13 protein-coding genes are annotated in these 19,560 nt (G+C 65.7%); 8 read left to right on the top strand and 5 right to left on the bottom strand.

The features are described 5' to 3' along the window. The first annotated feature begins 122 nt into the window (after positions 1-122). From ABDW49_RS17480 to ABDW49_RS17465, 4 genes are all read left to right on the top strand, one after another. The gene (locus tag ABDW49_RS17480; protein ID WP_343613466.1) at positions 123-1,583 is read left to right on the top strand and encodes a leucyl aminopeptidase; all 1,461 of its coding nucleotides are present in this window, start codon (positions 123-125) and stop codon (positions 1,581-1,583) included. Then, on the top strand, positions 1,580-2,026 hold the full coding sequence (locus ABDW49_RS17475; RefSeq protein WP_343613465.1) for a DNA polymerase III subunit chi: 447 nt from the start codon (positions 1,580-1,582) through the stop codon (positions 2,024-2,026). The genes ABDW49_RS17480 and ABDW49_RS17475 overlap by 4 nt, the downstream gene beginning before the upstream one ends. 236 nt (positions 2,027-2,262) lie before the next feature. Further along, the gene (gene ndk, locus ABDW49_RS17470) at positions 2,263-2,685 is read left to right on the top strand and encodes a nucleoside-diphosphate kinase (RefSeq protein WP_343613464.1); all 423 of its coding nucleotides are present in this window, start codon (positions 2,263-2,265) and stop codon (positions 2,683-2,685) included. 256 nt (positions 2,686-2,941) lie between these two features. Next, complete coding sequence (locus tag ABDW49_RS17465) at positions 2,942-4,969, top strand: S9 family peptidase (protein ID WP_343613462.1); 2,028 nt, start codon at positions 2,942-2,944, stop codon at positions 4,967-4,969. Between the two features lie 51 nt (positions 4,970-5,020). On the opposite strand, the gene ABDW49_RS17460 is transcribed toward ABDW49_RS17465, so the two are convergent. Beyond that, positions 5,021-5,548: a hypothetical protein gene (locus ABDW49_RS17460; protein ID WP_343613460.1), complete on the bottom strand. Its 528-nt coding sequence runs from the start codon at positions 5,546-5,548 to the stop codon at positions 5,021-5,023. 161 nt (positions 5,549-5,709) lie between these two features. On the opposite strand from ABDW49_RS17460, the gene ABDW49_RS17455 reads away from it, so the two are divergent. Beyond that, a complete protein-coding gene (locus tag ABDW49_RS17455) occupies positions 5,710-7,371 on the top strand; it encodes an NAD+ synthase (RefSeq protein ID WP_343613458.1) in 1,662 nt (553 codons plus the stop codon). Positions 7,372-7,649: 278 nt separating this feature from the next. After that, positions 7,650-8,978 (top strand): glutamate--tRNA ligase, encoded by a 1,329-nt coding sequence (gene gltX, locus ABDW49_RS17450; protein ID WP_343613456.1) that lies wholly within the window; start codon positions 7,650-7,652, stop codon positions 8,976-8,978. A 228-nt stretch (positions 8,979-9,206) separates the two neighbouring features. Here the strand turns inward: gltX and ABDW49_RS17445 are convergent, their stop codons facing one another. Further along, the gene (locus ABDW49_RS17445) at positions 9,207-11,951 is read right to left on the bottom strand and encodes a [protein-PII] uridylyltransferase (protein ID WP_343613454.1); all 2,745 of its coding nucleotides are present in this window, start codon (positions 11,949-11,951) and stop codon (positions 9,207-9,209) included. A gap of 332 nt (positions 11,952-12,283) precedes the next feature. On the opposite strand from ABDW49_RS17445, the gene lgt reads away from it, so the two are divergent. After that, complete coding sequence (gene lgt / locus ABDW49_RS17440) at positions 12,284-13,192, top strand: prolipoprotein diacylglyceryl transferase (protein WP_343613453.1); 909 nt, start codon at positions 12,284-12,286, stop codon at positions 13,190-13,192. 13 nt (positions 13,193-13,205) lie between these two features. Then, positions 13,206-14,255 carry an SAM-dependent methyltransferase gene (locus tag ABDW49_RS17435; protein ID WP_343613451.1) on the top strand — a complete coding sequence of 350 codons (1,050 nt, stop codon included), beginning with the start codon at positions 13,206-13,208 and terminating at the stop codon, positions 14,253-14,255. An 18-nt stretch (positions 14,256-14,273) separates the two neighbouring features. Here the strand turns inward: ABDW49_RS17435 and ABDW49_RS17430 are convergent, their stop codons facing one another. From ABDW49_RS17430 to gyrB, 3 genes are all read right to left on the bottom strand, one after another. Next, positions 14,274-16,184, bottom strand: coding sequence for a bifunctional metallophosphatase/5'-nucleotidase (locus ABDW49_RS17430; protein ID WP_343613449.1), 1,911 nt, complete (start codon positions 16,182-16,184; stop codon positions 14,274-14,276). Between the two features lie 51 nt (positions 16,185-16,235). Continuing rightward, a complete protein-coding gene (locus ABDW49_RS17425; protein WP_084455705.1) occupies positions 16,236-16,487 on the bottom strand; it encodes a hypothetical protein in 252 nt (83 codons plus the stop codon). 426 nt (positions 16,488-16,913) lie between these two features. Then, positions 16,914-19,460, bottom strand: coding sequence for a DNA topoisomerase (ATP-hydrolyzing) subunit B (gene gyrB, locus ABDW49_RS17420; RefSeq protein ID WP_343614352.1), 2,547 nt, complete (start codon positions 19,458-19,460; stop codon positions 16,914-16,916). Positions 19,461-19,560 lie beyond the last annotated feature (100 nt).

Raw genomic sequence — 19,560 nt, 5'->3', positions numbered from 1 at the left:
GCGCGCTCTGCAAAGCGGGGTGCGCTGCCCGCGATGACGGCGCCGCGCCGGGGGGAACATCCCCGGCGCCGTGCCGCCGTCCGCTTGCGGCTTGCCGCCGAACAGATTGCCATGGAGTTGTCATGCAGATCCAGTTTTCCACATCCGACCAGTCCTCCGCCACCACGCGCGCGCGTTTGATCGAGGGGGCGGGCTGGCCCGCCGATCTCGATCCGCTGCTGGCCGCCGGGGCCAGGGCGAACCGTTTTGCCGGCAAGGCGGGCGATCTGTTCGAAGGGTTTGTTGCGCGTGGCGATGTGACCCTGCGCGCCGTGCTGCTCGGCGTTAGCGACAAGGGCGCCGCCGACCGTCTGTCGGGCCTTGAGAAGGCCGGCGCGGCGCTGACCGCCGAATATCTCACCAGCGGCGAGAGCGCGGTGGCGATCGATCTGGCCGGTGCCGATCTCTCGGGCGCCGAAGTGGCTGCGCTGCTGCTGGGCGTGCGCCTGCGCGCCTGGCGCTGGGACAAGTATCGCACCACCCAGAAGGACGACAAGAAGGCCAGCCTGACCAGGGTCGAGGTCATCGGCGCTCCCGAAGGTGCCGAGGCGGCATGGGACGAGACCTTCGCCGTGGCACAGGGCGTGGAGTTCACCCGCGAGCTGGTCACCGAACCGGCCAATGTGATCTATCCCGAAAGCTTCGTGGCGCGCGCTCAGGCCCGCTATGAGGGCACCGGGCTGAAGGTCCGCGTGCTGGAGGAGACTGAACTCAAGTCGCTGGGTATGGGCGCGCTGCTGGGCGTGGCTCAGGGCTCGGTCCGCCCGCCGCGCGTGCTGGTGATCGAGTGGAACGGCGGCAAGGCTGGCGAGGCTCCCGTGGCGTTTGTCGGCAAGGGCGTCACCTTCGACACTGGCGGCATCAGCCTGAAGGCCCCCGCCGGCATGGAAGACATGAAGTGGGACATGGGCGGCGCGGGCGCCGTGGCGGGCACCATGCTGGCGCTTGCCCTGCGCAAGGCCAAGGCCAATGTCGTGGGCGTCTGCGGTCTGGTCGAGAACATGCCCGACGGCAATGCCCAGCGCCCCGGCGATGTGGTCACCTCCATGAGCGGCCAGACCATCGAGGTGATCAACACCGATGCCGAGGGCCGTCTGGTGCTGTGCGACGCGCTGACCTTCGTGCAGCGCGAGTTCAAGCCGAAGCTGGTGGTCGATCTGGCCACGCTGACCGGGGCGATCATCGCCAGCCTCGCCCATGAGTACGCCGGTATCTTCTCGAACGACGACACGCTGACCGCGCAACTGACCGCCGCCGGCGCCGCCACCGGCGACAAGCTGTGGCGCATGCCGATGGGCCCGGTCTATGACCGCATGATCGACAGCCCCATCGCCGACATGAAGAACATCGGCGGCAAGTTCGGCGGCTCGATCACGGCGGCGCAGTTCCTGCTGCGCTATATCGAGAAGGGCACCCCCTGGGCGCATCTCGACATTGCGGGCATGGTCTGGGCCGACAAGGCGGGCCACACCTGGGACAAGGGCGCGACCGGTTATGGCGTGCGCCTGCTCGACCGTTTCGTGCGCGACACCGCCGAAGGGTGAGCCTGCGCGTCGATTTCTATCTGGTGGGGCAGGGGGACGCTTTGGTCGCCCTGCCGCCGCTCGCCGCCGCCGCGATGAAGGCCGGCCAGCGCATGCTGGTGGTCGCGGGCGACGGCGGGCAGCGCCAGCGCATTTCCCAGGCGCTGTGGGGCTGGCGCCCGACCAGCTTCCTTGCCCATGGCGAGGCGGGCGGCGAGCATGATGCCAGCCAGCCCATCCTGATCGCCCCCGATCTGACCGATCCCGCCAATGGCGCGCGCATCGCCCTGCTGGCCGATGGCCAGTGGCGCGAGATGGGCGAAGGCTTCGACCGCGCCCTGCTGCTCTTCGGAGAGGCGACGCGCGGCGCGGCCCGCGCCGTCTGGACCATGCTGGGCCAGCGCGAGGGTGTGGAGCGCCACTTCCACGAATATGTCGAGGGGCGCTGGGTGGCGCGCGGTTAGTGTCTGTTTGAAAATCCGGCGAAAGAGCCGGATTTTACGGCACCAGCCCTCTCCCCCGCCCGGCCACCCACAGGATACGGCCGATGGGTGGCCGGGCGGGGGAGAGGGCTGGCGCTGCTGTATCGGTGTCGCACAGCATCACCGCACCGCTTGCGAAATGGCCGCATCCCGGCTAGGGGGCCGCGCAACAGGGCTCTCGAGCCCGCTCTACAGCCCAACCTCGCAAGGAATTTCCCATGGCGGTGACCCGCACCTTCTCGATCATCAAGCCCGACGCCACCCGCCGCAACCTGACCGGCGCCGTCACCAAGATGCTGGAAGAAGCCGGCCTGCGCGTCGTCGCGTCCAAGCGCCTGCAGCTCACCAAGGAAAAGGCCGAGGGCTTCTACGCCGTCCACGCCGAGCGTCCCTTCTTCAACGACCTGGTGTCGTTCATGATCTCGGGCCCCGTCGTCGTGCAGGTGCTGGAAGGCGAAGATGCCGTGAAGCGCAACCGCGACATCATGGGCGCCACCAACCCCGCCAACGCTGACGCCGGCACCATCCGCAAGGAACTGGCCGAATCGATCGAAGCCAACTCGGTCCACGGTTCGGACAGCGAAGAGAACGCCGCGGTCGAGATCGCCTACTTCTTCTCGCCCGAAGAAATCGTCGGCTGATCCATCGTTCGGATTGCTGATGTAACGAAGCCGCCGGGGGGAAACCTCCGGCGGTTTTGTTTTGGGAAGGGCCGCCACCTTGCCCTGTGGTCTTCGTTCAATCGTTTTCTGGCCGACATGCTTTCGCGGGACGGTGCCAGCAAAGGTAATCGCCGCCTTTCCACCGCAATGAGCAAGTTGAAATAAGGGCTTCTCTTGCCGCCTTGTTGGGCGGTCGATATGGCTCGACCCTGTCTGAACAGGGGTGTGGGGATCGATGTCGTTTAAAATCGGGGGATGTTCGTTGCTGGCGTTGGCGGTGTCGGCGCAGGTTCTTGTGGTGTCGTCCGTATCGGCGCAATCGGACAGTTCTGCCAAGGCTCCGCTGTCCGCGCAGGAAGCGGCAGCCCGCTTTGGCGCGCGCGATGCGGTGGGCGAGGTCAGCATTGCGCCCGACGGCAAGCAACTGGCTGTTGTCGTGCCCAACGGTTCGGGCGAGGACATCCATGTCCACCAGCTTGACGGCAGCGGCAAGGTCACCGCCATTCGTGGCGCCAGCGGAGGCGATAACCGCTTGCGCTATTGCCAGTGGTCGACCGATCAGCGGCTGGCCTGCATGCTGACCTATCTGGTTAAGGATGCCAATGGCCTGATGACCTACACGCGGGTGATCGGGGTCAATGCCGATGGCAGCGCCTCACGCATGATCACGCCGCAGGAAAGCATGCGCGCCAGGGGCATGAGCAACGATGGTGGCCAGATCATCGATCTGACCGCGCCGGGCGGCGGCAATGGCGTGCTGATGACCCGCCGTTTCATGCCCGAGGAGGAAACCGGCACGATCATCCATGCCACGCGGGGCGGTCTGGGTGTGATCGCGGTCGACACCGTGAGCGGCAAGTCACGCACGGTCGAGCCGCCCAAGGAAACGGCCTCGGATTTCCTGTCCGACGGGCGCGGCATGGTGCGGGTGATGAGCGTGCAGCCGCGTGAGGAATCGGGCTATGACGGCAACCGTATAAGCTGGTTCTTCCGCAAGAAGGACGGACATGCATGGCTGCCATTGAGCACGGTCACCTACAGCGCGGGGGGCAGTCATGGTTTTGAGCCGCTGGCGGTCGATCCCGATCTTGACGTGGTCTATGGCCGTGACGTGAAGGATGGCTACACCGCCCTCTATCGCCGCGCGCTGACCGAAGGGGCGCCCAACGAATTGTTGCTCAGCCATCCGGGCGTTGATGTCGACAATCTGGTGCGCGTGGGGCGCCAGCAGCGCGTGGTGGGCGTGAGCTATGCCACCGAAAAGCGGGTGGTCGATTATGCCGACCCGGAACTGGCCAAATTGAGCAAGGCCATGGCAAAGGTCTTTCCCGCAGGGTCGGCGGTGAACATCATCGATGCCACGCAGAATGAGCAGAAACTGGTGATGCTGGTGACCAGCGACGTCAATCCGGGCATGCTTTACCTGTATGACAAGGCGACGCATCAAATGGCGGAGCTGTTGCCGCTGCGTCCGCAACTGGCGGGCGTGGCGCTGTCGCAGATGAAGCCGGTCCGCTTCCCTGCCCGCGACGGCACGATGATTCCGGGCTATCTTACGCTGCCGCCCGGCAGCGACGGCAAAAACCTTCCCGCCATTGTTATGCCTCATGGCGGGCCGGAATCGCGTGACGAGTGGGGCTTCGACTGGCTGTCGCAATTCTTCGCCAACCGGGGTTATGCGGTGTTGCAGCCCGAATTTCGCGGGTCGACAGGTTACGGGGCGGCCTGGTTCCAGAAGAATGGCTTCCAGTCATGGCCCACCGCCATCGGGGATGTGAACGATGCCGGGCGCTGGCTGGTGACGCAGGGCATTGCAAAGCCTGACAAGCTGGCGATCGTCGGCTGGTCATATGGTGGCTATGCGGCGTTGCAATCGGCGGTGCTGGACCCGGATCTCTACAAGGCCATCGTGGCTGTGGCCCCGGTGACCGATCTGGAGATGCTGCGCATGGAGCGCATCAATTTCACCGATTATGAGATGGAAAACACCCGCATCGGTCAGGGGCCGCATGTCAAGGCGGGCAGCCCGGCGCAAAATGCCGGCAAGTTCAAGGCGCCGGTGCTGATGTTCCATGGCGATATCGATCACAATGTGGGCATCGCGGAATCGCGTTTCATGCGCGACAAATTGAACGGCGCCGGCAAGTCGGTGGAACTGGTCGAATTTCCTGGCCTCGATCATCAACTGGCCAGTTCGGCGGCCCGGACCAAGATGCTGGCACAGGCGGACGCTTTCCTGCGCCAGTCGCTGCATCTGCCTTGAACCTTGCGGTCAACACGAAAGGATGAGGGCGCGGGCGTTATACCCCCGCCTTCATCCTTCCTGCTTGTTGTCATCCTCTTTCCGGGGATGACGCAGCAGATGATGCAGCAGGTCCCAGGACACCGTCGCCGACGACCCCAGCAGCATCAGCAGGCCCGAGGCCAGCGTGTGGAAGCTGTCGCGATGCCCGCTGGCCATCCGCCATGTCGCCAGCACCAACAGGCTGAAACCCGCGATGGAGATGGCATGGCGGCGCAGGGTGATGAACAGCGGCATCTCGCCCGAGCCATGGCGCACGGTCTGCACCAGCCGCCAAAGCGCCCAGAGCGACTTGAAGCCGACCACCGCCAGGCAGGCCCCACCGATGGCGGCGGTGTTGTCATCCGGGAACAGCGCGATGCAGGATATCACCAGCACGGCCAGATAGTTCTGGAAGGCCTGCTCGGCCAGAGCGCGGGTCGGGGAATGGGGGCGGGAGAAATCCTCGCGGGCGGTGACGGAGACGGCCACGAACAGCAGCCCCAGCAAGGCCGCCGCCGCCGTCGCGATCACCGAATAGAAGGGCACCCATGCTTGCATGGCGCGCAGGCTAACCCATTGTCGTCGCCAGCCAAAGGGCCACTCGACGTAGCCGGGGCACCGCGCCTTGTCTCCGGGAGGCGAAATGAGGGTGTGAGAGGGATCTTCTGCCCAGCTCCGTCTTGCCCCTGTCCGCATCCCTGCCTACACAAGGCACCATCATGCCCGACACACTCAAGATCACGCTCGCCCAGTTGAATCAGTCCGTTGGCGATCTGGCCGGCAATGCCGCCGCCATGCTGGCCGCGCGTGAGCGCGCCGGTGCCAAGGGGGCCGACCTGATCGTTTTCCCCGAGCTGCAGCTGATCGGCTACCCGCCCGAAGACCTGATCCTGAAGCCCGCCCTGATCGAGCGCGCCGCCGCCGAACTGGAAAAGCTGGCCGCCGCCACCGCCACCAAGGGCCCGGCCATGCTGGTGGGCAGCGTCTTCGTGCAGGATGGCGCGCTGCACAATGGCGTGGCCCTGCTCGATCAGGGCAAGGTGCAGGCCATCCGCTTCAAGCATGAGCTGCCCAATTACGGCACCTTCGACGAGATGCGCCTGTTCCAGCCCGGCCCTCTGCCCGAGCCGATCATCTTCCGCGGCATCATGCTGGGCGTGCCGATCTGCGAGGACATCTGGCACCCCAATGTCTGCAAGCATCTGGCCGATTTCGGCGCGGAGATCTTCATCTGCGTCAACGGCAGCCCCTATGAGATCGACAAGGATTCGCTGCGTATCGACGGCGTCGCCAAGCGCCGCGCCGTGGCGGCGGGTGTGCCGCTGGCCTATCTGAACCGCGTCGGCGGGCAGGACGAGCTGGTGTTCGACGGCGCCAGCTTCGTCGTCAATGGCGACGGTAGTCTGGCCGTGCAGATGACCGACTGGGAGGAGCAGGAAGTTCTCACCAGTTGGACCAAGACCGCCAAGGGCTGGCGCTGCGACCATGGCGAGATCGCCCAGCATGTCGGTCAGGAGGAGAGCATCTACTCCGCCATGGTGCTGGCCTTGCGCGATTACGTCACGCGCAACCGCTTCCCCGGCGTGGTGTTGGGCCTGTCGGGCGGCATCGATTCGGCCCTGTGCGCCGCCATTGCGGTGGATGCGCTGGGCGCCGACAAGGTGTGGTGCGTGATGCTGCCCAGCCGCTACACCAGCACCGAAAGCCTGGTGGACGCCACGCAATGCGCCCGCCTGCTCAACGTGCGTTACGACACCATCCCCATCGTCCCCGCCGTGAAGGCCTTCGACGAGATGCTGGGCCCGGCCTTCGCGGGCAAGGCCCCCGATCTGGCGGAAGAAAACGTGCAAAGCCGTATCCGCGGCGTGACGTTGATGGCCCTGTCGAACAAGTTTGGCCCGATGGTCGTGACAACCGGCAACAAGAGCGAGATGAGCGTGGGTTACGCGACGCTCTATGGCGATATGAACGGCGGCTATAATCCGCTGAAGGACGCCTACAAGCTGACCGTCTTCGCCATCTCGAAATGGCGCAACGAGAACAAGCCGCGCATCGGTCTGGGCCCGAGCGGCCCGGTGATGCCGGAGAACATCATCAGCAAACCGCCAAGCGCCGAGCTGCGCCCGGACCAGAAGGATTCGGACTCGCTGCCGCCCTACGATGTGCTGGACCCGATCCTGATCGGGCTGGTCGAGCACGAAAAGAGCGTCGACCAACTGGTGAAGGAAGGCTTCGAGCGCGAAACAGTGTCGCGGATCGAGCGTTTGCTCCATCTGGCCGAGTACAAGCGCCGTCAGGCGCCTCCGGGCGTGAAGCTGGGGACGCGGAATTTCGGGCGGGATCGGCGTTATCCGATTACGCAGGCGTTTCGGACGGCATAAGGTTTAGAAAAGGGAAATGCGAGGGGGTTACCCCCTCGCGCTCCCAGGAATGTCTACGTTGTGCACAAACTATCGGTTTCGCACGGGTTCATGGCGCCGCAGGCAGGAACGATGGCTGGCGCTGTGGTGGCAGGTTTGCGCTGATCCAATGATTGCCTGCGGCGCTGCAAGCTGGGCGTAAGGCCGAGCCCTGTGCACAACGCCGACAATAAAGGGAGCGCGAGGGCGATGGCCCTCGCATCTTCTCTTTCCTTCTTCCCGTCCCTATAGCCCCCAACATGACCACCGTAACCCGCTTCGCCCCGTCGCCCACTGGCCTGCTGCATATCGGCAACATCCGCACGGCTTTGCACAACTGGATGCTGGCGCAAAAGTCGGGCGGGCGGTTCCTGCTGCGCATCGACGACACCGACGCCGCCCGCAGCAAGGAAGAGTATGTCGACGCCATCCGCGATACGCTGGCATGGCTGGGCCTGAACCACGATGGTGAGGAGCGCCAGTCGGCCCGCTCGGCGCTGTATGAGCGCGAGTTCCAGAAGCTGGTCGAGGGTGGCCGCGTCTACCGCGCCTATGAAAGCGCGCAGGAGCTGGAGCTGAAGCGCAAGGTGCTGCTGGGCCGGGGCCTGCCGCCTGTTTATGACCGCGCCGCGCTGCACCTCACCGAGGCCGATCACGCCGCCAAGGCCGCAGCGGGCGAGACCCCGCACTGGCGCTTCCTGCTCGACCGCGACGCGCCCATCGAATGGGTGGACGGCATTCGCGGGCCCCAGCGCTTCGATCCGGCGCAGATGTCCGATCCGGTGGTGCGTCGCGCGGATGGCTCGTGGCTCTATATGCTGCCCTCGGTGATCGACGATGTGGATATGGGCGTGACGCAGATCCTGCGTGGCGAGGATCACGTCACCAACTCCGCCGTGCAGGTGCAGATGTTCGAGGCCATGGGCGCCCCCGTGCCCGCTCTGGCCCATGAAGCGCTGCTGACGGGCGCCGAGGGCAAGCTGTCCAAGCGCCTCGGCTCGCTGGGCATCGGCGAATTGCGCGAGCAGGGCATCGAGCCCGAGGCCGTGATCGCTCTGCTGGCCCGTCTGGGCACCAGCGATCCGGTCGATCCGGCGCTGTCGCTGGCGGAGTTGATCGCCGCTTTCGACCTGTCGCGCTTTGGCCGCGCCCCCGCGCGCTTCGATGAGGCCGAACTGGCGCGCCTGAACGCCTCGATCCTCCACCGCCTGCCGTTTGAGCGTGTGTCGGCCGGCCTGCCTGCCGGGATCGATGAGGCGGGCTGGGATGCCATCCGCCCGAACCTCTCGACCATAGCCGAGGCCGCCGACTGGTGGGCCATTGTGACAGGCCCCATCACCTCGCCCGCCTTCGATGATGAAACCCGCGCTTTTCTGGCCTCTGCCGCAGAGGTGGCCGCCGGGCTGGATTGGGCCGAGGCGCCTTGGGCTGCTTTGACGGGCGCTCTGAAGGAGGCCACCGGGCGCAAGGGCAAGACTCTGTTTCTGCCGCTGCGTCAGGCCATTACGGGCATGGAGCATGGGCCGGATATGAGGGCTCTGCTGCCGTTGATCGGGAAAGATCAGGTGGTGGAGCGTTTGAAGGTTTAAAAGAGAAATGCGAGGGCCATCGCCCTCGCGCTCCCTTTACTGTCTGCGTTGCGCTTCGGGTTCGGCCAAAGCACTAAGTTTGCCGCGCCGCAGGCCATCAAACCGGCACCATAGCGCCAGCCATCGTTCCTGCCTGCGGCGCCATGAATCCGTGCCGAACCGATAGGACTGGTCACAAGGTAGACATTTCTGGGAGCGCGAGGGGGTAACCCCCTCGCATCTTCCCTTTTATGCTACTTCCGGCACATCCTCGCTTGCTGCTTCCAGCAACCGCTTCTCGACCGACTTCAACCGGCTGGCGGTATCGATCTTCCCGGCGAACAGATCGGTCACATAGAACGTATCGATGGCCCGCTCGCCATAGGTGGCGATATGGGCGGAATGCACGATCAGCCGCGCCTCGAACAAAGCGCGCGCCAGCCGGTTCAGCAGCGCGGGCCGGTCGCGGGCGGAGATTTCCACCACGGTGAAGCGGTTCGACGCATCATTGTCGAACTCCACGCGCGGGCGGACCTCGAAGGCCTCCGCGCGGGGCCGGGCGAGGGGGCGGGCAGCCAGTTGCGGCACCAGCGGCACGCGGTTGGCCAGAGCGTCGCCAATCGTGGTCTTCAACCGCGCGAATTGCCCTTCCTCGGAGAAGGGGCGGCCCAGCGGGTCCTGCACCAGGAAGTTGTCGACGGCGGTGCCGTTCTTGGCGGTGTGGATGCGGGCGTCGATGATGTTGCCGCCCGCCAGGTGGATGCCGCCGGCGATGCGGTAGAACAGGCCGGGGTGGTCGGCGGCGATCACCATCACCAGCGTGGCGCCGCGCGCGGCATCATAGGTGGTGGTGATGGAGAGCTGTTCGCCCGCCGACTGATCGAGCTGCGCGAGGTTGAGCGCGATCACGTCCTCGCCCTCGGCGATCCAGTAGGCGTCGGCCATCAGCTTGCCGACGCGCTCGACCATGGCGCCATTGTCGCCCATGCGGGCGGCGACGGCCTGTTTCTTGGCCTCGATGCGCTCGGCGCGGTGGCTCTGGACATGGCCGAGGCGCAGGCGTTCCTCCGCCGCATTGTAGAGTTCGGCCAGCAACTGGCGCTTCCAGCTGTTCCACACGCCGGGGCCGACGGCGCGGATGTCGACGATGGTCAGCAGGGCGAGCTGGCGCAGGCGTTCCAGCGATTGCACCACCGAGACGAAATCGGTGATGGTCTTCCAGTCGGCCAGATCGCGCTTGAAGGCGGTGGCGCTCATGATCAGATGCTGGCGCACCAGCCAACTGACCAGCGCGGTTTCATCCTCGCTCAGGCCGAAGCGGGGGCAGAGGCGCTTGGCGATCTCGGCGCCCAGGATGGAATGGTCGCCGCCGCGGCCCTTGGCGATGTCATGCATCAGCACGGCGCAGAAGGTGGCACGGCGCGAATGCACCTTGCCGATCAGCGTCGTGGCGAGGGGATGATCTTGTTTCAGCTCGCCCTTTTCGATGCGGGCGAGCAGGCCGATGGCGCGGATGGTGTGCTCGTCCACCGTATAGTGGTGGTACATGTCGAACTGCATCTGGGCGTTGACGCGCCCGAATTCGGGCACGAAGCGGCCGAAGACGCCCGCCTCGTTCATCCAGCGCAGCACGGTTTCGGGGTCGCGCGGGCTGGTCAGCACGCCGAGGAACAGTTCGTTGGCCCTGGGGTCCTTGCGCACCGCGGCGTCGATCATCCGGCAGTCGCGGGTGAGCAGGCGCATGGTCTCGGGGTGGATTTCCAGACCCTGCTCGTCGGCGATGGCGAAGATTTCCAGCATGCGGACAGGGTCGGCCGCAAACCAGGTGTCGTCGGGCGCGGCAATCCGGCTGGAGGCGACCTTGAAGCCCTTGATCGTCTTGGTCCGCCCGCGAAAGGTGGCCAACAGGCCCTTGCGCTGCTTCTTGGCGCTCTGCTCCTCAAGCTGGGCGAGGAAGACGCCGGTCAGGCTGCCGACCTGTTTGGCCTGCAGGAAGAAGTACTGCATGAAGCGCTCGACCGCGCTTTTGCCGGGGCGGTCGGCGAAATTCATGCGCTCGGCCACGGCGCGCTGCAGGTCGAAGGTCAGGCGGTCTTCAGCGCGGTTGGTGAGCTGGTGCAGGTGGCAGCGCACGGCCCAGAAGAAGTTCTCGGCGCGGCGGAAATCGCGGTATTCCTTGGGCGTCAGCAGGCCGACATCGACCAGTTCCGCCACAGAGCGCACCTTGTGGATGTATTTGCCGATCCAGTAGAGCGTGTGCAGGTCGCGCAGGCCGCCCTTGCCCTCTTTCACATTGGGCTCAACCACATAGCGCGAATCGCCCAGTCTTTTGTGGCGCTCGTTGCGTTCGATCAGCTTTTCGGTGACGAACTGGCGTTCGGTGCCCGCGACGACCTCGGCGAAGAAGCGGCGGCGCGCCTCATCGAACAATTCCTGATCGCCCCAGACATAGCGGCCTTCCAGCAGGGCGGTGCAGATGGTGATGTCCGATTTGGCCATGCGGACCATATCGTCGAGGCTGCGGCTGGAATGGCCGACCTTCAGCCCCAGATCCCACAGGAAATAGAGCATCGCCTCGATCACCTGCTCGCACCAGTGGGTCTGCTTGGAGGGGGTGAGGAAGGCGATGTCGACATCGGAATGCGGCGCCATCTCGCCGCGCCCATAGCCGCCCACGGCCATGATCGTCAGCCGCTCGCCGCTGGAGCGGTGCCCGGAGGGGTAGACATCGTTGATGACGTGATCGTGGATGACGCGCAGCAGTTGGTCGACCAGAAAGGCCTGAGCCGCCGCCGCATCATGACCGGCTGCCGGGCGTTCTTCCAGGCGGCGGGCGATTTCCTCACGGCCATGGGCCAGCGCGGCGCGCAGCGCTTCGACCACCTTCATCCGCTGGCCGGTGGGCGGCTTGGCGGCCACCTCGGCGGCGATGGTGGCGGTTAGCGCCCGTCGGTCGATCACGGCACGCTGGTTGGGGATGCGCAGGTCGTTCATGACGCGGCTCTTATCCTGTTGCGAGGGGCCAGCATAGCGCCATCGCGTGAAGAAGCGGTGAGTGAGGTTTGGGCAACGTGCCTGCGCACATTGCCCGAGCGGCACCAGCCCTCTCCCCCGCCCGGCCACCCATCGGTCGTATCCTGTGGGTGGCCGGGCGGGGGAGAGGGCTGGTGCCGTAACATTCGGCTTTCGCCGAATGTTCAAACGACTCCGGCGCGGAACCACCTATCATCGCGCCTTTCTCTATGCCAAAAGGCGCGGCGTGGCGGGTTGGTCCGCCAATCATACTCCAGGCGCTTGCCCCAGCAGAGGCGGATTTTCCGATTTCCATGACGCTCGATCTTGTTCTCGACGCCGCAACAGCCGCCGGCAGCGCCGTCCATCAGCCCTTGCAATGGGTCGACCTGCATCTGAAGCGCGGCATCGAACTGGGGCCGCTGACCACCCATTTCGGCTTTACGCTGCGCTATTACTCGCTGGCCTATCTGGCGGGCATCCTCTTCGGCTATTGGCATCTGACGCGCGAGATCAAGACGGCGGGCGCCCCGCTGGGCCAGCGCCATGCCGATGATCTGTTCTTCTGGTGTACCATCGGCATCATTCTGGGCGGGCGCAGCGGCTATGCGCTGTTCTATGACCATGCGATGCTGACCAGCCCCACGCTGTTCGTGCGTCTGTGGGACGGCGGCATGAGCTTCCATGGCGGGCTTGCCGGGGTGATCGTGGCGATTGCCTGGGTGTGCCGGGCCAATGGCCTGAGCTTCCTGCGGGTGGGGGATTACATCGCCCCATGCGCCCCGATCGGCCTGTTCTTCGGGCGCTGTGCCAACTTCATCAATGGCGAGCTGTGGGGCCGTGTCACCACGCCGGATGTGGCCTGGGCGATGGTCTTCCCCGATGGCGGCCCGCTGCCGCGCCACCCCAGCCAGCTTTACGAGGCGGCGCTGGAAGGTCTGGTGTTGGCTTTGATCCTGATCCCGCTGTTCTGGAAGAGCGGCGCGCGCTGGCGCCCCGGCCTGTTGAGCGGCATCTTTGTGGGCGGCTATGGCGTGGCGCGCTTCTGCGTCGAATATTTCCGCGAGCCGGACCGCCAGCTTGAGGATTTCGCCCATGCCACCGGCATGTCGATGGGGCAGTGGCTCTGTGTGCCGATGATCGTGCTGGGTCTGGTGCTGGTGGTGCGCGCGCTGCGTCGCCCGGCCGTGGGTTCGGCGGTGGGCGCGCCCGCGGTCGCCTGATGAAGCACGTCTGATGCCTGCCGACATGACGCTGGAGCAAAGCCTGACACGGCTGATCGCCTTGCAGGGGCCGGTCAGCCTGACGCTGTGGATGGGGCAGGCCAATGCCCATTATTACGGCAGCCGCGATCCGCTGGGCGCGGATGGCGATTTCACCACCGCGCCCGAAATCAGCCAGATGTTCGGCGAGATGATCGGCGTGTGGCTGGCCGATGTGTGGTCGCGCGCCGGGAGCACGGTGGATGCGGCCTATGTCGAGCTGGGGCCGGGGCGGGGCACTCTGGCCCGCGATGCCTTGCGGGTGCTGCGGCGTTTCGGCTGGGCGGGCAGCGTCCATTTCGTCGAGACCTCGCCCACCATGCGCGAGGCTCAGGCCCGCGCCGAGCCGGGCGCGCAGTGGCATGACGATCTGGGCAGCCTGCCCGAGGACAGGCCGCTGCTGATCGTCGCCAATGAGTTTCTCGATGCGCTGCCGGTGCGTCAGATCGTGAAGACGCCGCAAGGCTGGCGCGAGCGGATGGTGGGCCTGCAGGATGACCGCTTTGTGCCGATGGCGGGCACCATGCCGCTGGATCTGGCCGTGCCCGAGGCTTTCCGCGAGGCCGAGGCGCAGACCATCGTCGAGGTCTCCCCCGCCGCCAGCGCGGTGATGGGGGAGGTCTCGCGGCTGCTGGCGGCGCAGGGCGGGGCGGGGCTGGTGGTCGATTATGGCTACACCGCGCCGCAGACCGGTTCGACGCTTCAGGCTTTGAAGGGCCACGCCGCCGCTAATCCCTTCGCCACGCCGGGCGAGGCGGATCTGACCACGCTGGTCGATTTTTCCGCCGCCATCGAAGCGGCGCAGGCGGCTGGCGCTCGGGTGGCCGGGCCGGTGGGGCAGGGGGCGTTTCTTGGCGCTCTGGGCATCGCGCAAAGGGCCGGAGCACTGGCCAAGGCCTCGCCCCCGCGAGCGGGAGAGGTCGCCGGTGCGCTCGAACGGCTGGTGGCTCCCGAGCAGATGGGCACCTTGTTCAAGGTGCTGGGGCTGGCCGGGAAGGATTGGCCGCTGGGCGCCGGTTTCTAAGCCGGCGCCTGTCTTCCCTCAATAATGCATCCCCGGCGGCGGGGTGCGGCTGGTGCCCGGGGCCAGCGCCGGGCTCAGATCGGGCCGCAGATCCTTGTCGCGATTGTCCTCGGGCAGGGCGCGTGGCGGATTTTGCGCCAGCCATGCTTCCAGCGCGGCCAGATCGAGCGGGCCGGTGGTGCGGTTGGTGCCCTTGGTGAAGGTGAAGAAGGTGTCGCCGCCATTGGCGAGGAAATCGGCCACCGTCACGCGGTATCTGGCGCTCATATCCAGCGGTTTGCCCTCGAAACTCATGCTGACGATCCGGCTGCCGATGGGCTGCGAGCGGTCATAGCTGTAGGCAAAACCTTCCGAGGGAGAGAGCGCCTGCTCGGCCCCGGTGGCATCGAAGCCTTCCTCCAGCATCGCCTTGATCTGGGCGCCGCTCATGGTCAGGGTCATCAGCGTGTTGCCAAAGGGCTGGACGGCATAGATCTGGCCGAAGGTCAGGCTCTGGTCCGGCGCCGGGATCAGCGAGGCGCGCACGCCAAAGGGGTTCATGAAGGAGATCTGGGCGCCCGCATCCTTCGTGGCGGCCAGTTGCGCATCGGCGATCAGATTGGCCAGCGGCCCGCCATGGTTGCCGTCGTTCTTCACCGCCGCCTGAGCGATAAAGCCCGCCTTGCGCGACGAATATTGCGCGGCGGCATCGACGTAGCGCTGCACATAGGCGGCAATATCGGCGCGCGGGGCGAAGCGCGGGAAGGCGTCACTGCCGCTCACCAGACCCTTCGATCCCTGATAGGGCGCCGACTGCACCACCACATTATGCGCCCTGGCCGAGATCAAGCGGTGCCGCGCGGGATCGACCAGCAGGCGGATGTCGGTGACTTCCTCGCCCCACAGGCCCGCGCTGGTCAGCAGAAAGTGATGCGGCGTTCCATCGCGGTTGGGTTTCTTGCCGACATAATCGCAGACATAGGCCCAATGCGTATGGCCCGAGATCACCAGATCGATGGAGGGATCGAGCCGGTCGAGAATCTCGCCGATGTCGCCATAGAGCCCCTCGCAGCCATTGGGATCGGCCGGATCGTTGCGCACCCGCCCGCCCTGATGCAGCAGCAGCGCGACCACATCCACGCCTTGCGCCCGCAGTTTGGGCGCCAGCGCATTGGCGGTCTCGGCCTCATCGGCCCAGTGCAGGCCTTTGACGCCTGCGGGCGGGGAAATGTCGCCGGTACCGCGCAGGGTCATGCCGATAAAGCCGATGCCGACCCGCCGCTTGCCCTGGCCGAAGAATTTGGTGCCGGTGGGGGGCAGCAGCGGCGTGCCGTCCTGCGTGATGGTGTTGGCCGCCAGAAAGGGGAAGGCCGGGGTCTTGTAGGGCTCGAGCGCGCAGGGCTTGCGGGTGGTGTACTGCTCGCAGCCGCCATGGGCCATGCGCAGCAGCTCCTTGCGGCCCCGGTCGAACTCGTGATTGCCCACCGCGTTGAAGTCGAGCCCGAGCCGGTTCATCACGCCCACCGTGGGCTCGTCGAGGAACAGCGAGGAGGTGATCGGGCTGCCCGAGATCAGATCGCCCGCCGACACGGTGACATGATTGGGATATTTGCCCCGCACGCTGTCCACTGCGCTGGCGAACCACGCCGCGCCGCCCGCCGGAAGCTGGAACTGGCCTTCGGGCCCGGTCTTGCCGCTGCCATTGGGCACCAGCACCGCCTGATGCGGATTGACCAGAGCGCCGTGGAAATCGTTGAAGGCCGCAATGCCGATTTCGACCGGGGCCAGTTTGCGCTTGGGCGCGGGGCGTGCATGCGCGCCCAGAACCGCAGCCGCGCCGGCATGGGCGGCACTGGGGTGTGCGCCTGCCGCAGGGGCGGTCCGGGCGGAAGCGGGAGACACTGCCGCAAGGGCAACCGAGAGGGCGAGGTTGACAGAAAGACGAATCATCGCGCCACTCTGAAGCCTGCCCGCGTTTCCGCAATATGGCAGACGAGGGGTTTAGCCCTCCTCGGCCAGCCTTTGTGCCAGAGCGGCGATCTCGCCGGGCTCCAGAATCCATGTACGGGTCTTGCGGCCCTCGCGATGCACCGGAACGGTCAGCAGAATGCGCGCCTGCTCCCGCGCATGCGGCTTGTAGAGCGAGAAATGCAGCGCGCACTCGCGGATCACGCCGATGATCGGGGTACGCCCTTCCAGATCGATCATCGTGGCGGGCTGATCCCAGGGAATGTTCGCCACGGTGGCCTTCATATGCGGTTCTGCCGCGCCGCCGACATAGGCCTCCACCGAGGTGTAATCGGGGTGCTGGGGCTTGCTGTCTTCGCTCATCTCGGTCTCTTTCCTTGTCTCGGGACCATATAGGATGGGCGGTGTAAATTGCACCCCAAAGGGGTGGAAGGGAAGGGGAAGATGCGAGGGGGTTACCCCCTCGCGCTCCCAGGACGTCTTCCGACGATTAGGCAGTGGTGCCGCATCGTTGCGCCCAGGCTCTCCACCTGCGCAAACTAAGGCGCCGCAGGCAATTGAGTCATAGGAACGATAGGCTGCGCTGGCGAAAACTGCATGCGGCGCGGCGACGTTGCTCCATGGCCGAACCCGAAGCGCAACGCTGACACAAAACGGGAGCGCGAGGGTGTAACACCCTCGCATTCTCTTCCTTAAACCCCTTACCCGAACTCAAACGTCCAGATTCGCCACATTCAGCGCGTTTTCCTGAATGAAGTCGCGGCGCGGTTCCACCACATCGCCCATCAGGCGGGTGAAGATTTCGTCGGTGACGTCGGCGTCCTCGACCTTCACCTGCAGCAGGGCGCGGTTGTTCGGGTCCAGCGTGGTTTCCCAGAGCTGCTCGGCGTTCATCTCGCCAAGGCCCTTGTAGCGCTGGATCGACAGGCCCTTGCGGCCCACCGCCAGCACCGCCTCGAGAAGCTGGCTGGGGCGGCTGATCGTATCCTCACCCGCGACCGGGCGCGAGGCGGCGGCGGGGGTGTCCTCCCCATCGGCGTCGGTGGCTTCGGGCTCCGGCTCGGCCACGGCGGTAGAGCGCACCAGACGGGCGGGGCTGGCATAGGCCTCGGCCTGTTCGGCGGCCAGCTTGGCCAGCTTGCGGGCCTCGGCGCTGATCAGGAAGGCGGCGTCGATCTTGTGGTAGTCGGTGACGCCGCGCCACAGGCGGTTGACCTCGACATGGCCGTCCTCGGTCAGCGTGGCGGACCAGCGGGCTTCGGGGTCGCTCATGTTGAGCCAGCCCGAGGCCTTGCCCAAGGCTTCTGTGCGTTCCTCGACGGTCAGGCCGTGCTCCAGCGCGCCCGAAAGAGCCAGCGCCTCGATCACCGAGGGGTTGAGGCGGCGGGGCACGAAGGCCATCAGGTTGCGCAGGCGGATGGCGTGCTCGACCAGACTTTCCAGATCGGGGCCGCTGCGCGCGCCGCCGGCGGCTTCCAGAACGCGACCGGCAAGGCCAGCCTCGACCAGATAGCGGTCGAGCGCGGCATTGTCCTTGAGGTAGACCTCGCTGCGGCCCTTGGCGACCTTGTAAAGCGGCGGCTGGGCGATGAAGAGGTGCCCGGCGCGGATGATGTCGGGCATCTGGCGGTGGAAGAAGGTCAGCAGCAGGGTGCGGATATGCGCGCCGTCGACGTCAGCGTCGGTCATGATGACGATCTTGTGGTAGCGCAGCTTTTCGAGGTTGAACTCGTCGCGGATGCCGGTGCCCATCGCCTGGATCAGCGTGCCGACTTCCTTGGAGCTGATGATCCGGTCGAAACGCGCGCGCTCGACGTTCAGGATCTTGCCCTTCAGCGGCAGGATCGCCTGATAATGGCGATCGCGGCCCTGCTTGGCCGAGCCACCTGCCGAGTCACCCTCGACCAGGAAGAGTTCGCATTTGCTGGGATCGCGCTCCTGGCAATCGGCCAGCTTGCCGGGGAGGGAGGCGATGTCCATCACGCCCTTGCGGCGCGTGAGTTCACGGGCGCGCTTGGCGGCTTCGCGGGCGGCGGCGGCATCGATCACCTTCTGGATCACGGTCTTGGCGTGGGCGGGGTTTTCCTCCAGCCATTCGCTCATCTTGTCGGCCATCAGGCTTTCCAAGGGCTGGCGGACTTCCGAGGAGACCAGCTTGTCCTTGGTTTGCGAGGAGAACTTGGGATCGGGCAGCTTGACCGAGACGATGGCGGTCAGGCCCTCACGCATATCCTCGCCCGAGAGCGAGACCTTTTCCTTCTTCAGCAGGCCCGAACGCTCGGCGTAACCGTTCAGGGTACGCGTCAGCGCGGCGCGGAAGGCAGCCAGATGCGTGCCGCCATCGCGCTGGGGGATGTTGTTGGTGAAGCAGAGGACGTTTTCGTAATAGCTGTCGTTCCACTCCAGCGCGACATCGATGCCGATGCCGTCGCGCTCGGAATGGATGGCGATGGGGTCGGGGATCAGCGCCTGCTTGTTGCGGTCGAGGAAGCGCACGAAGGCGCCGATGCCGCCCTCGTAATAGAGGTCATGCTCCTTGACCTCCTCGCCGCGCAGGTCGCGCAGCAGGATGCGCACGCCGCTGTTCAGGAACGCCAGCTCGCGATAGCGATGCTCCAGCTTGTCGAAATCATAGGTCAGCACGTTCTTGAAGGTTTCGTCGCTGGCCAGGAAGGTGACGCGGGTGCCTTTCTTGGGCTGGCCCTTGCGGGCGCCGCGCTCGGCAATCGGGGCGTCGCCGGTGACCTTCAGAGGGCTGACGGCATCGCCATTGGCGAATTTCATCCAGTGTTCCTGGCCGTCGCGCCAGATGGTCAGCTCCAGCCATTCCGACAGGGCGTTCACCACCGAGACGCCCACGCCATGCAGACCGCCCGAGACCTTATAGGCATTGTCGTCGCTGGTGTTCTCGAATTTGCCGCCCGCGTGGAGCTGGGTCATGATGACCTCTGCCGCCGAAACGCCTTCCTCGGCATGGATGCCGGTGGGGATGCCGCGGCCATTGTCCTCGACCGACACCGAGCCATCGGCGTTCAGCTCGATCAGCACCAGATCGCAGTGGCCGGCCAGCGCTTCGTCGATGGCATTGTCGGAGACTTCGAACACCATGTGATGCAGGCCCGAACCGTCATCGGTATCACCGATGTACATGCCGGGGCGCTTTCTCACCGCGTCCAGTCCCTTGAGGACCTTGATGGAATCCGCGCCGTAAGCGTTGGCATTCGGGACGGGCGGGGTGTTCTCGGTATCGCTGCTCATCATCGCCTGATAGGCGTTGTGACGGGCGGGGGAAAGGCGTTTTGCCACTATCGCGCGCGCGGGTGATCGGCCATCCACAACAAATTGGCGCAAAATGGCG

The organism is Novosphingobium sp., from assembly GCF_039595395.1.
Lineage (GTDB): Bacteria > Pseudomonadota > Alphaproteobacteria > Sphingomonadales > Sphingomonadaceae > Novosphingobium.
Note: the sequence above shows the minus strand (reverse complement) of the source record. Positions and strands in the feature narration are given on the sequence as shown.